The sequence below is a fragment of the Flavihumibacter petaseus NBRC 106054 genome (assembly GCF_000974785.1).
GTDB lineage: Bacteria > Bacteroidota > Bacteroidia > Chitinophagales > Chitinophagaceae > Flavihumibacter > Flavihumibacter petaseus.
Genome location: NZ_BBWV01000003.1, coordinates 893890 through 907026, shown reverse-complemented (window position 1 = coordinate 907026; position 13137 = coordinate 893890). Strand labels below are relative to the sequence as shown.

Below are 13137 nucleotides of genomic sequence, written 5' to 3'. Positions count from 1 at the left end.
ATATACTGTCGCGCTATGCGGTTAAGGATCACCTGGCAGTTTGTTGTCGCATTTTTCGCCCTCAACATGATTATGGGCGAACTCCATGAACAAGTGCATATTATCACAGGGTACCTGATCTGTGGTTGCTATGGTCCCCGGGATATTTCTTCCTGGAGCACCTGCCCCAACTGCGCGCATCCTTCCTGGGCTTTCCTGGCCACCTTAACCGGGCCCCTGTTTTCCTGTGCACTGATGTGGATCGGCGCATGGATGTTCACCCGCAGCAACAATGCCTCAAAACAATCCTTTGGCTTTTCGATGTTATTTGCCAACCTGCCCTTTGCCAGGATTTTTACCGCCCTGGTTGGCGGCGGGGATGAGAAAGTCGTGATCCATCATCTCCTCGGGGAAAACACACCCATCCAATACGCAAGGGTCCTGGCTGCGATACTTGTATTACTCATTTGTCTGCCTCCCGTTATCCTAACAGGAAAGAAAATGACCAATCAACACCGGTGGCTGATCATTGCGGGATTTCTTGTCGTTCCACTAATCTATGGAATAGTGTATCAACGGATGTTCCTCAATACCCTCCTGGGTCGTGGCATCGGCGACTATATACCAGCGTTGGGAACCCCTGCTTTGATCCTGTTTCATGTCGGACTGATGGTGCTGCTGCTGCTTCTTTTCAGGAAAAGCCTGCAGAATGCTTTCGGTAAACCGGCATTATAGTTTTTGACTTTCAGCAGATCAGCTGGGAAAAGCACAAATAATTCTTCCTGAATGGAAATACCTTTACTGCCTGATGAACTTACGAAAAGCCACCAAAGCAGATCAACCCACCATCTGGCGCATCCTGCAGCAAGCCATCGAACAGCGCCGCCTGGACGGCAGCCAGCAATGGCAGCAGGGCTATCCCAATGAACTGACGGTGGCTGATGATATCGCACAGGGGTATGCGTACGTGCTCGAAGACAACGCGCAGACCGTGGCCTATGCCGCCATCATTTTCGGCATCGAACCGGCTTATAACGACATCCAGGGAAAATGGCTGACCCGCCACGCTCCTATTCAAATTGATTGAGGACCTGTGCTTCAAAAAGGGCGTATTCAGCATCAAGGTGGATACCAATTTCGATAATATTCCCATGATGAAAATCCTCGATAATCTGGCGTATACCTATTGCGGTGAGGTCTTCTTTCACGGTGCTCCCCGCAGGGCCTACGAAAAAGTGCTGTCCTGATCCCATTTTGCTTTGTTGGTTTATTGCATTAATTTAATATTGAATATCAAGTGATTCATCCTAAACCAAAAGTGATATGAGACCAGTAGCCGTCCTGTTATTTGCGTTAATGCTTACCGGTACCAATATTTTCGCCCAGACCCAGGCTATTCCTAAAAAGCCCTCCAGGAATGAAGTGGGATCCTATAACCAGGCTAATTTATTGAAAGTAGACCTCGGGGTTACCAAAACCAAAGTGCTGGAAGTAATGGGCGGCGTTCAGAAAATACAAACCTATACCTCCAGCAGCATCGTGACCAAGAAAGAAGACGTTATCATCAACAATCCGTATAACAGGGAATTCAAAACTGATTCCGCCGGTAATACACTGGAAGTTCTCTGGTACTACACCAATGTCAAAAAAGCCGAGGGCGATATTACCAAAGAACAGCTCACCCCCATTATCCTGGATAAAAATGCTGTAGTCGGCCTGGGCTGGGATTTTTATGAAGGTTATGCCAAACGCAGGGGCATCACTCTTGAACAGCGGTGAACTTCGGGTTGAATACCTTAACTTTCAACTGGCTTTCACATTTAAATCCGCTCATGGCATTTATTAAAGGCTCACGAAATACCCAAAAATTCTGGTATGCCTGCGCCTTGCTGCTTCTACCCGCCTGCCTTGCAGCACAAGACACGTTGAAAACTGCCGGCACCATAACTGACACCAGCACCTTTGAACAGCAGGACATCAAGGACTGGTTCCAGCACAAAGGCTGGACCAAACCCAAGCCGCCTAAGAACACCTTCATATTGATCATCCCCGTAGTGGCTTCTAACCCCACGGCCGGTTTTATTTTCGGCGCGGGACTGACCACAGCGTTCAAGGCTGATGCACGTTCCAGGTTTTCTTCCATGAGCGCCAATGCCACGTATTCCACCAAAGGATTCCTGAACCTGAATGTCAAAAGCAATATTTTCCTGTCTGATGACCGCCTGGTGATCAACAACGACTGGCGCTACCAGATCAGTTCTGAAACGACCTATGGGTTGGGTTCCAACCGCGTGATCTCCTCAAAAACAGGACTGAACGGTTATGAGATCTCCAGGGATTCCATCGGGCAGCCCTTAACGTATGACCTCGTCCGGTTGCACACGACCGGTTCCTGGAAAGTCTGGCAAAACCTTTTTGCCGGCATCGGCTTCCAGTACGATTATTACTTCAATATCAAGGACGAAGTAGCGGACGCAGGAGATAGCCTGAGGTCCTTCCATTACCTGTACAGCCGTTACAACGGGTTCAACCCTGAAAAATACACCACCTCTGGCTTCACCCTGAACCTGCTGTTCGACAGCCGCGACAACCAGGTGAATGCCTACAAGGGCTACTATGGCAATGTCAATTTCCTGGTGAACGCCGCCGGACTGGGCAGCACCCAGAACAGTACGATGCTGTTGCTGGAATACCGCTCGTTTCATAACCTGAGTAAAAACTCAAAGCCGAAGATCCTTGCTTTCTGGTTCTACGGCGACCTGGTGACCAGCGGCGAGGCACCCTATATCGCGCTTCCTGCCCTGGGATACGATCAGCGGCAACGCTCGGGAAGAGGTTATTCCTTCGGTGCCTTCCGGGGAGAAAAAATGCTTTACGCAGAAACGGAATACCGGTTTCCCATCTCCCAGCACACCGGCATCCTGGGCGGCGTACTCTTCGCGAATGCCACCACAGCATCCAATGTCGCCAATACCCAGGCAGAGGAAAAGGTCAATCTCATGGAGAATGTACGACCCGCTTTTGGCGGCGGCCTGCGCATCATGCTCGACAAAAAAACCAGGACGCGCCTGCAGGTGGACCTCGGGTACGCCAACAAATCGCTGGGGATCTACTTCGGCGCCCAGGAGACATTCTAAGGAAGTGATATCACCCATTACCTGACAAAAAACGTTTGCTAACTTTTTGAGGAATTAAGTAATTCTATATTTGCAACGTGACTTTGCCTTTGCCACATACTATTATCGCTGATTATTTCATTGGATTGTCCAATGAAACGCAAACACTCATCACCAATTTAAAACTTCAAAAGTTGGTCTATTATGCCCAGTCGTGGTTTTTGGCGCTTAACAAAACTGAGCTTATCCACGAAGATTTTCAGGCCTGGGTACATGGCCCTGTAATCCCACAGCTGTTTAATGACTATAAAATCTGGAGTTGGAAACCGATTATCCGGGAAGATTTGAATAAAGAAAAATTCGACGCTATCAAAGCAGTTTTGCCGCCGGAAGTCAAAGCGCTGTTAGCGGATGTTGAATACGAATATTTTGGTTTAACCGCTTATGAACTTGAAAAGCTAACGCATAACGAGGCCCCCTGGGTAATCACACGGAATGGTTTACCTAACGATGCTCCTTCCAACAGGGTAATTCCGAAATCTTTAATAAGCGATTATTACTCGAAGTTTGTGGTGAATGAGTAAGTTTAAAAAGCCGAATGCTTCCGGTGAAAATCCTGCAATATCACTTGCAAAACAGTTAGCCGAACAGCAAGCAAAAGAACTCATTAATTTCTCCTTTAAGTACTTAAACGGTGATCATGAGAAGTTCTGCTATTATCCACATGAAGGGAACTACTTTGCTGAATTGATTGCAAGGTTAAAAGCACTTTCCTCGATAACCAAACAGGAATTTCTTTCAAACAGAAGCAGTGCTTTAAGAGCTCATCCAATTGATTGGAATGGGACAACGGAATCATGTTTCGGGTTTCCCAGGGAAGAGGAAATTGTGGACATCCCCTATCAATTTTCAATCAACAGTAATGAAGCTGGCAGGGTTCACGGATTCTTTATTTACAATACTTTCTACTCGGTTTGGCTCGACAAAAGCCACCTTCTTTATTCCTGACAAAGCTTTCTGACTAATGTCCGACCTCTTTGGTAAGTCTGTTCAACCTCAATGGGACCTCAAATTTACTACGCCGGGTACTCGGGGTTACCTCTAAAACCGAGGCAAACACCTCGGATGGGTCCCAGATTTTGTGCCCAGGTCTTTGAAATTTATGTATACTTTTGCTCCCACAATAAACGCCTCTGCTACAGTTCGTTTTTACCAGGCAACGTCTTACGCCTGGAAGGGTATAACAAAGCCGGCCAACCTAATGGCCGGAAATCGCTAACCAGCGAAACGATCAACTATTGTTTTATCCTTTCAATTTTCACCAATGTTTTTTATCGAATCAGAACGGTTACGACTCGTTCCATTGAACCATACACAATTGTTATTGCTGCGGGAAAGCCGTGCCAAAATGGAGATCGCTATGGGATTACAACCTTCCTTTATGGTGATCGATCCCTTTTACCAGGCGGAACTGGATGATGCGCTGGACAACTTCTGGCTACCCAATATCCAGCTACATCCCGGCCACTATGAATGGTTTACCAACTGGGAGATCATCCTGAAAGACGGGCAGGTGAGTGTGGGCGGCATCGGTTTCGGCGGCCTACCGAAAGAGGACGGCACCGCGATGATCGGCTACTGTATCGACCAGCAGCAACAGGGCCGCGGCTATGGAACCGAAGCGCTGGGCGCCATCACCCAATGGGCATTTGAAAACCCTGCTGTTACTGCTGTTTGTGCCGAAACCGGCAGTTCCAACCACCCTTCCATCAAAATGCTGGAGAAAAACGGGTTCGTCCGCACCGGCCATGTGGAAGACAGGCTTGTTTTCAGGCGCAGCCGGCAACAGTGAATATCAGGGCCGTCTCGACCCAACGAGGCGGCCTTGCTGTTTCAAAGACCGCGTCCCATTAATTCACCACCACAGTCGCTTTCATCGTAGCGTGATGCGTGCAGTGATAGGGAAAAGTACCGCTGGCATCAAATTTCCTGGAATAAGAATACCCCGCAATGATATCTCCGCTATTAAAGCTGTTGTCATCTGCGGTAACATTATGCGTGGTATAGTCATTATTCTTCCACGTAACCGTAGAACCCTTTTTGATGGTCAGGCTGGCTTTGGAGTAATTGTTGTTTTCCATCAACACGGTGGAAGTGTTGTTGTTGCCATTGTTATTGTTGGAGCCGGATGAACCATAAGAGTCTCCCTTGCTGCAACCTGCCAAAGAAACGAACACCATTACCACACTACACCATGGCAGGTAATATCGGCTTTTCATACACACTCGTTTCTTGTTTAAACGAATAATGCAGTACCGGGGTTGCTTGCAGGTAGTTTGCTGGCAGTTTGCCGGTGGCCCCTCAACCACCCTGGCCTGGTGATTTTTGCTGCTCCGGAATGAGCACCACCAAGAAGTAAATCCAGACACCCATCACACCTGCTGTCGTCACCGCAAAGACCGTATTGGCACCCTGCCTGTACCAAATCCAGCCAGCAAGGGAACTGGCCAGCATGGTGCAGATGCTCTGGAACCCGGTATAAGTACCAATCGCAGTTGCTGTGTCAGCCTTATCGGTAATGTTGCTGATCCACGCTTTGGATATACCTTCTGTAGCGGCCGCATACAGGCCATAGAGAAAAAACAACAGGCCATACCAGGCCCCGCCGCCATCAACGGTCATCCCGGCATAGACCACAGCAAAAATCAATAGTCCCCCGGTAAATACCTTTCTTACGCCCAGTCGATCCGCCAGGATCCCCAAAGGATACGCTGCCAATGCATATACGAGGTTGTAAAAAATATAAATACCGATCATGGCCGTATCCGTCAGGCCGGCCTGCTTCACTTTCAACAGCAGGAATACATCGGAACTGTTGCACAGCGTGAACAGCAACAGTCCCGTCAACAGTTTGCGGTAAGCGGGGGGACTATCTTTCCAGTAATGCAGAAAAGAAAAGAGTGCCGGCAGCTGCCGCTTTCCGGATGGTTTGGGCTGCCTGTCTTTCAAAGACAGTGACAGCAGGATTGCCAGCACACCTGGAATAAAGGCCAGCAGGAATAAAGGCCTGTAGGCGCCGGGATGGGCATACAAATACCACAATGCCAGCAGCGGCCCGATCGCCGCTCCCGCGGTATCCATCGAGCGATGGAAGCCAAACACGCGGCCCTTCGTGGCATGTGTGGCTTCATCCGACAGCAAGGCATCCCGGGCACCGGTCCGGATCCCTTTCCCCAGGCGGTCAATGGTTCTTGCAAAGAAAATCCAAAGGGGATAGACCATCATCGCCATCATGGGTTTTGACAACGCACTCAGGCTATACCCCAGGCGGATAAAGGGTGCCCGGCGACCCGAGTGATCTGAAAACTTTCCAAAATATCCCTTGCTTAATCCCGCCACCGCTTCTGCCACCCCCTCGAGTATACCGATCAATACCACTGAAAAACCTATGCTCTTCAGGTAAAGTGGCATCACGGGATACAACATTTCACTGGCGATATCCGTCAGCAGACTGATTACAGACAATACCCAAACCGTTTTTGTCAGATATGGCTTTAAACCCATTGCCGAATGTTTTGTCCGCGGAAAATTCACCTTTAAGGAAATGGCATCAGAAGCTTTAGCGAAGGCAGAAGTTGCTTCTTCGAAATTATGCAATTTATAAAACTCAGTGAAATGAGCCACCACACTACGTTTCACAAACTTAAACGTTTTTTTCCCATAATGGTTTTCCAGCCCTGGACATACAAGTATCGCGTTTATCAATTTAGCCGTTTAAAAATCGCCATTGGAAACGTTTAATACCCATACGGTTATAAAACACAGCGTGGTGGCTCATTTCACTGAGTTTTACAAATTACGATATTCTGAAAAATTGACACCTGTAGCCCAGGTATAGAATCGATACAACCGATTAACATCCGGATAAAACTTTCCGGACCACACCAGTTGCAAACACCGGGCACATCGCCAATGGCATGGGTTTCATGGGTGCTGCAGCACCTCCCTCATCCCCTCCTCATAACTGGTCGGCGTAAAATCAAAAGCCTTGCAGAACTTCTGGCTGTCAAAAAAATAATCCTGGTTGTTCTGGTACTGCATTTCCACCAGCTCCCGGATCGTCCGGTTGAACAACCCGGCCAACCTTAACAGAAATGGCGTAAGCAAGGTGTAGGAGGGCTTGACGCCCCTGATGGCTGCTGCTTTTTCTATAAACTCCTTACCTGTCCACCGCTGTGGCGATGTCGGAAGATGCCAGACCTGTCCATAGGCACTGTCCGTATTGCCCAACATTGCAGTTGCCTTTGCAGCATCCGGCGTGTAGGTAAAGGAATGGATTTTCCTGACATCAGATTGCCAGCTGGCCTTCTTTCCTTTTAAATAGGGATCAAGCACCAGCACATTCAGGATGCCGTTCTTTGCGCCGGGACCATAAAAATCTGCGCTCCTGGCGATCAGCGCTTTCAGTCCCCGTTGCGACATCGCGTCCATGATCATGCGCACAATCGCCAGCCGCACTTTCCCTTTCCTGGATGGCGGGTTCAGCGGACTCGCCTCCGTCATATGAGGAACAGCCTTCTGATCATACATATAGATATTGTCAAAGAAAACCAGCTTAACACTATGTTTCACACAGGCATCGATCACGTTCTCCATAATCACCGGCCAGCTCTTTTCCCATACCCGCAGGTCATATTTCAGTCCCGCTACCAGGTACGCCACGGTTGATCCCGCAACTGCCCGGTCAACCTGCTCCGCCGACAACAGGTCTGCCGCGATCAGTTCATCATTGTCATTCACGCGTTGCGGATGGCGGGAAACCAGTACTACGCGATCTGTATATTGCCTGAGTTCTTTGGCCAGCAGCCTGCCGATATCACCGCCAGCGCCAAGAATTGCTTGTGTCATATTTTTGTCTGTTGATTCAGGTACAAAGCTAGTTGCCCGCAATGCGAAAAAAGATGACGATGGTTAAGATCTGGCCATAACTGGAAATAAAGCTATTTTCGGACGACAGCAAACAATGTCGAACAACAGTAATGCCAGAATCAAATGGCTGGCAGCAGGAATAATATTTGCCGCATTATGGGCGTCGGCCGCCACGGCTACCAAAATGGGGCTAACGTCGGCACAACCCCTGGTGATTGCAGTAGTTCGTTTTGGCATGGCGGCGGCGATCATGCTGTTTTTTGCCCATGTAGTGAAGCGGTACCGTCTCCCTCATCAACAGGAATGGAAGCAGATCGCCCTGTACGGATTGCTGAATATCACGATCTACCTGGGCCTATACGTCATTGCCATGCAAACCGTGTCAGCCGGAATCGGGGCCCTGGCGATTGCCACCAACCCGGTGTATATTAGTTTCCTCTCTGTATTCTTCCTGAAAAAGAAACTGACCGGGCCGGTCCTCCTGTCCATTGTCATTTGCATGGCGGGTGTTGTCTGCGCAGCGTGGCCATTGTTCGCCAATGCTTCCGTCACCACCAGCGGTTTACTACTCCTGCTTCTTTGCATGCTCTCCTATTCCGCTGCCGCCATTTATTTTTCAGCAAGGAACTGGAATGATCTCCAGCTGCTGACGATCAATGGATGGCAGACGCTGTTGGGTGGCTTGTTTTTATTGCCCTTTACGCTGTTTTTATATAAAGGGGAAGCCAACCATTTTGATCAGACCTTCTGGTGGTCTGTAGCATGGCTGGCCATACCGGTTTCCATTGCTGCGGTGCAGCTGTGGTTGTGGTTATTGCAAACCAACCCGGTGCGTGCCGGATTATGGCTGTTCCTTTGCCCTTTATTCGGTTTTGTATTTGCGGCATTATGGATGCATGAACCCATCAGCAGTTATACCGTTGCCGGCGTGGTGCTGGTGAATATCGGGCTCTTCCTGTCGAAAATCAATACAAAGAAAAGTGCCGTGGTATTTGACTAGCCTTACCGGGTATCCCTGGCGGCGCCCACCAGCATCCTTCTCCGGATCCGGCTCAGGCTTTCGGGCGCGATGCCCAGGTACTGCGCGATATACCGCTGCGGTACGCGTTGCAGGATCTCCGGCTGGTGCTGCAGCAATGCTTCAAACTGCTGCTCGGGCGACTGGGACAACAGCGATTGGATCCGCCTGATATTGGCAGTGGCAACATTCTCTACAATCACATTAAAAAACGCCGCCACGGCAGGCGATGCCTTCATACAGGCCACTACCTCTTTGCAGGTGGTCACCAGGCACTCCGCCGGCTCCAGCGTAATAATATTGGTCGTGGCTTTAGTCTGCCGGGAGAAACTTTCGAGGTCGGTCAGGAATTCCCTTTCAAACACGAAGTTGCAGGTCTTCTCAACGCCGCTTTCGTTGAAGAAAAACTGGCGCAGGGCACCTTTCTCCACGAAGAATACTTCATGTGCAACCTTTCCCTCCTCAAGGATAACCGTATTCTTTTTGAACTTCACCCTCCGGAAGTGAGCATAAAAAAACTCCCCTTCTTCATCACTGAACGGAGCATATGTACGGATGGTGGAAAGAAACGATTCCATAGGTCAAAGTAACGGCATAACAGCCAATAAACTAAAAGGCAATACCAAACTGGAAGCCTATGGATACCGATGTGGGCTGTTCATTGCCGAAGCGTACCGGAACCGGCAGTGCGAGATAGTAACTGCTGTTTGCCCTTTTGACCACCGTTTTATTGAGCACCGGTGTGAAGCCATAACGGCCGGAAGTTTCAAAAGCTGCCCTGGTAGCGAGTACAAAACCATGGCCCAGCCGGAACAGGGCGCCGGGATGGAAAATGAAATTGTTCATTTTGCTGGCGCCCCCGGAAGCCTTGATCAGCGGCACGAATTCCATGGAAAATCCAACGGCATTGGATTTCCAGAGATTAATGCCGCAGGGCAGTCCCACTACATATGCGCCATCAAAATTGTAATGCGGTTCGTCCTTGCTGAAAGCCACGATAGGATGCATGATGCCCACATAGCCGGTAATTTTAGGGAAAGCCGGTGGCGCGTTGTGGATCTGCTGTGTCATTTGTTCTGGCTGTTTGACCTGTGCCCTGGCACCTGAATTCGCAAACGCAGTAAGTGCTATAACTAAAAGATAACGGTAATGCATACCGCAATGCTATCGACGGGACAATTGTTGAAATAGAACAAAAATGACCTGTTTGTACAAAATGTACTTTTCAGCTTGTCAGGCCACCAGCCAGATACTGCCTTCTACAAGTATTCTGATAAAGTTACCAATTATTGGTAACTTTATCGGAAACGCTATATTTGCCATATGGGACGAAATACATCCATTTCACTGGGAGACCATTTTGAAGACTTTATTGACAAACGTATCTCGACAGGTCGATTCAAGAATGCCAGCGAAGTCATTCGCGCCGGTCTTCGCCTGCTTGAGGAAGAAGAGCGTAAAATCACCACGTTAAAAAAGGCCATTGTGGAAGGTATTGAAAGTGGCACAGTTGATAATTTTGATGCGAAGCAGCACCTTTCAAAATTAAAAGCTGCCAGGCGCGAGAATGGCTAAATTTGTTTTGTCCAGAAAGGCTTTGGAAGACCTTTCAACAATCTGGAAATATTCTGTCGAAACCTGGTCAGAAATTCAGGCTGACAATTATTATTACATGCTAATCGATGCATGCCAGGAATTAGCAGCCAAAAAAGTTATCGGGAAAGTCTACCCGGAAATACAGGAAGCACTTTCAGGCTATAGGATCGGACAGCATATCATTTTTTACCGGAACATTAATAGGGACAAAATTGAAGTAGTAAGAATACTTCATATGCTCATGGATTTAAGGAACCGCCGTTATGAATAAAAACATTTCTACTTGTATTTATCCAGCTCATCATTCAGATCCTTTACCAGCTGATCAAGGGTGACCACCACCCCCGGTTTGCCTTCAACCGGAAACACGTCAATCAGGTAATCATTGTCCCGGATCAGTGGAAACAACACGTCTTCCATCTCGTTCAGGTTAAAGGAATATGCTTCATTGTCTTCCCACTCCCCTTTTCTTAAAGCCAGCGCGAATTCGGCGGCCGGCCAGATCTTAATGACGGCACGGCCGTCTGCTTCAGACAAAGCAAACTGATCGTCTTCGTCCCGCAGCACGCAGACCTGTTCAGCATCTGCAATCCGCCTGATGGCATACCGGTACCTGGCATCAGGTTCAAGCCTGCAGATCTGATCAATTTCCTGCTGGTTCATCTTGACAGATTTAAATTAACCAACGCTTTTTCTTTTCACCTGCAAACTTACATTTTCCGTTATTACCGGATTTGTGACCGGAAAAAATTAACCGGGCTCCATACGGGGATAACCGGTACCGGTTTTGGTGCCAGGTTGCTGAAGTATTCATTTCCATAAACTATTTTACCATCCATTATGGTCAGGGCTGCACGTATGAAAGGAATGCTGTCTTCGTCAATGGCGAGGTAATCACGGTCGAGGATGACGACATCTGCCAGGTAGCCTTCCCGGAGTTTGCCTTTTGCATGATCTTCGCGGATCAGCTGGTAACCCCCGGAACTAAAAAGTTTTAAGGCCCGGACCCTATCCACCTGGTTCGCTGCGGAGAGCATTGCTGTTTTTCCGGCTGTCTTGCCGGTAACGATCCAGTAAATGGACATCCAGGGATTATAACTGGATACCCGCGTACCATCTGTTCCCAGGCCTACCGGAATTCCGGCAGCCAGGATCTTATTGACGGGCGGACTGTTCTCAGCGGCTGACCTGCCATACCTGCGGACGAATAATTCTCCCTGGTAGGCCATCCTGTTTTGTATGGCAATGCCACCGCCCAGTTTTTTGATCCTGTTTATATTTTCTTCACTGATTGTTTCCGCATGATCGAAGAACCAGGGAAGCCCCTGAATCGGCGTGCGGGCATTCACTTTTTCAAGAACAGCCAGGTCGCGGCTGATACTCTCATTATACGTCGCGTGTATGCGGAAAGGCCATTTGTTTTTGACGAGTCTTTCCAGTATTACCTCGAGGTTCTTTTCCAGGGTAACCGGTAACTCAGGCCGCGGCAGCAGGAAATTTTCGAAGTCGGCTGCATCAGCAAGCAGGTTTTCTCCGGCACCCGATACCTGGTAATCCGGGCCAGTCTGGCAATCCTGCACGCCCTCTATGGTGACGAGTTCCGTCCATCGCTCATAATCCTGCAGCTCGGTGCCTCTTTTCTGTGCGAACAGGTAAAAGGGGATTCGAAGTGTCAACTGTCCCGAGTGAAACAAGGAATCAGTAACGCGGTAATCACTGGGGTAGTTCTGAAAGCCGCCACCGGCATCCATCACCCCGGTTACGCCAAGGCTGTTCAATTCCCGCATGTATTGCCGTGTTGAATTCAGTTGTTCCTGGAAAGACAACTCCGGCAGCCGGGATAACGTGGAATACAGGATGAAAGCGTTGGGCTCGGCAATCAGCATACCCGTTGGATGACCCGAAGCATCTCTTTCAATGAGGCCGCCGGGCGGGTTGGGGGTATCGGCAGTGATCTTCAGTTCCTTCAATGCCGCCTTATTCAACCATGCTTTTGCGTACAGGTATAAAACAAATGCGGGAACATCTCCGGTCGCTGCTTCTATTTCCTGCATGGTTGGTAATCTTTTCTCTTTGAACTGAAACTCATTCCAGCCACCCACAACCCTTACCCATTGTCCCTTTGGTGTTCGTGCAGCCTGCGCTTTCAGCAGTTGCAGCGCTTCTTTTAAAGAACCGACCTGGTCCCACCGGAGTTCAGCGTTATAAAAACGGCCACCCCTGATGACATGCTGGTGACTGTCAAACAGGCCGGGTATGATGGTCTTTCCTTTTGCATCGATCAGCAGCGGTCCATTTCCTGCGCTTTCCACTGCGCCCTGTGCGGAACCTACGTAAACGATCTTATTGTTCCGGATCACCATTGCCGAGGCTGACGGCTGCTCATCATCCAGTGTGATGATCTTGCCATTGATGATCAGCGTCGTGTTATTTACCTGCGCCTGTACGGGCAGAGCCATTAAAAAAGCGCAGAAAAGGAACCAGTATTTCACGATGGGC

The 13137-nt window shown here is 49.0% G+C and carries 17 protein-coding genes; 10 read left to right on the top strand and 7 right to left on the bottom strand.

The genetic code is table 11. The features are described 5' to 3' along the window. Window positions 1-15 precede the first annotated feature (15 nt). The 7 genes from FPE01S_RS19170 to FPE01S_RS19140 all read left to right on the top strand — a co-directional run bounded on the left by FPE01S_RS19170 (window position 16) and on the right by FPE01S_RS19140 (window position 4947). A complete protein-coding gene (locus tag FPE01S_RS19170) occupies window positions 16-714 on the top strand; it encodes a hypothetical protein (RefSeq protein WP_046370585.1) in 699 nt (232 codons plus the stop codon). A gap of 73 nt (window positions 715-787) precedes the next feature. Further along, a complete protein-coding gene (locus FPE01S_RS26260; protein ID WP_245624028.1) occupies window positions 788-1066 on the top strand; it encodes a hypothetical protein in 279 nt (92 codons plus the stop codon). A 236-nt stretch (window positions 1067-1302) separates the two neighbouring features. Further along, entirely contained in the window at window positions 1303-1758 is a 456-nt protein-coding gene (locus FPE01S_RS19160) for a DUF3192 domain-containing protein (protein ID WP_083990332.1), read from the top strand. A 53-nt stretch (window positions 1759-1811) separates the two neighbouring features. Then, window positions 1812-3116 (top strand): BamA/TamA family outer membrane protein, encoded by a 1305-nt coding sequence (locus FPE01S_RS19155; protein WP_052956020.1) that lies wholly within the window; start codon window positions 1812-1814, stop codon window positions 3114-3116. A gap of 77 nt (window positions 3117-3193) precedes the next feature. Further along, window positions 3194-3679 (top strand): Panacea domain-containing protein, encoded by a 486-nt coding sequence (locus FPE01S_RS19150; protein ID WP_046370583.1) that lies wholly within the window; start codon window positions 3194-3196, stop codon window positions 3677-3679. Beyond that, window positions 3672-4103 (top strand): hypothetical protein, encoded by a 432-nt coding sequence (locus FPE01S_RS25570; RefSeq protein ID WP_046370582.1) that lies wholly within the window; start codon window positions 3672-3674, stop codon window positions 4101-4103. Before FPE01S_RS19150 ends, FPE01S_RS25570 begins: the two co-directional genes overlap by 8 nt. A 316-nt stretch (window positions 4104-4419) precedes the next feature. Then, a complete protein-coding gene (locus FPE01S_RS19140) occupies window positions 4420-4947 on the top strand; it encodes a GNAT family N-acetyltransferase (protein ID WP_052956019.1) in 528 nt (175 codons plus the stop codon). Window positions 4948-5005: 58 nt separating this feature from the next. On the opposite strand, the gene FPE01S_RS19135 is transcribed toward FPE01S_RS19140, so the two are convergent. The 3 genes from FPE01S_RS19135 to FPE01S_RS19125 form a co-directional block, all read right to left on the bottom strand. Beyond that, window positions 5006-5374 carry a plastocyanin/azurin family copper-binding protein gene (locus tag FPE01S_RS19135; RefSeq protein WP_083990331.1) on the bottom strand — a complete coding sequence of 123 codons (369 nt, stop codon included), beginning with the start codon at window positions 5372-5374 and terminating at the stop codon, window positions 5006-5008. Window positions 5375-5456: 82 nt separating this feature from the next. After that, on the bottom strand, window positions 5457-6794 hold the full coding sequence (locus FPE01S_RS19130) for an MFS transporter (protein ID WP_245624027.1): 1338 nt from the start codon (window positions 6792-6794) through the stop codon (window positions 5457-5459). Window positions 6795-7079: 285 nt separating this feature from the next. Beyond that, window positions 7080-8003, bottom strand: a complete 924-nt coding sequence (locus tag FPE01S_RS19125; protein ID WP_046370581.1) for an NAD-dependent epimerase/dehydratase family protein — start codon at window positions 8001-8003, stop codon at window positions 7080-7082. Window positions 8004-8118: 115 nt separating this feature from the next. Between FPE01S_RS19125 and FPE01S_RS19120 the strand changes: the two genes are divergently transcribed. Continuing rightward, window positions 8119-9024, top strand: a complete 906-nt coding sequence (locus FPE01S_RS19120) for a DMT family transporter (protein WP_046370580.1) — start codon at window positions 8119-8121, stop codon at window positions 9022-9024. Between the two features lie 2 nt (window positions 9025-9026). Here FPE01S_RS19120 and FPE01S_RS19115 read toward each other — a convergent pair whose 3' ends face one another. Both FPE01S_RS19115 and FPE01S_RS19110 read right to left on the bottom strand, forming a co-directional pair. Beyond that, window positions 9027-9620 carry a Crp/Fnr family transcriptional regulator gene (locus FPE01S_RS19115; protein ID WP_046370579.1) on the bottom strand — a complete coding sequence of 198 codons (594 nt, stop codon included), beginning with the start codon at window positions 9618-9620 and terminating at the stop codon, window positions 9027-9029. Between the two features lie 31 nt (window positions 9621-9651). Beyond that, complete coding sequence (locus FPE01S_RS19110; protein WP_046370761.1) at window positions 9652-10113, bottom strand: hypothetical protein; 462 nt, start codon at window positions 10111-10113, stop codon at window positions 9652-9654. 252 nt (window positions 10114-10365) lie between these two features. Here FPE01S_RS19110 and FPE01S_RS19105 point away from each other — a divergent pair, with 252 nt between their 5' ends. Continuing rightward, on the top strand, window positions 10366-10617 hold the full coding sequence (locus tag FPE01S_RS19105) for a type II toxin-antitoxin system ParD family antitoxin (protein WP_046370578.1): 252 nt from the start codon (window positions 10366-10368) through the stop codon (window positions 10615-10617). Beyond that, on the top strand, window positions 10610-10909 hold the full coding sequence (locus tag FPE01S_RS19100) for a type II toxin-antitoxin system RelE/ParE family toxin (RefSeq protein WP_046370577.1): 300 nt from the start codon (window positions 10610-10612) through the stop codon (window positions 10907-10909). The genes FPE01S_RS19105 and FPE01S_RS19100 overlap by 8 nt, the downstream gene beginning before the upstream one ends. Window positions 10910-10917: 8 nt before the next feature. On the opposite strand, the gene FPE01S_RS19095 is transcribed toward FPE01S_RS19100, so the two are convergent. Both FPE01S_RS19095 and FPE01S_RS19090 read right to left on the bottom strand, forming a co-directional pair. Next, entirely contained in the window at window positions 10918-11301 is a 384-nt protein-coding gene (locus tag FPE01S_RS19095) for a DUF2750 domain-containing protein (protein WP_046370576.1), read from the bottom strand. Window positions 11302-11363: 62 nt separating this feature from the next. After that, a complete protein-coding gene (locus FPE01S_RS19090; protein ID WP_245624026.1) occupies window positions 11364-13130 on the bottom strand; it encodes an amidohydrolase in 1767 nt (588 codons plus the stop codon). Window positions 13131-13137 lie beyond the last annotated feature (7 nt).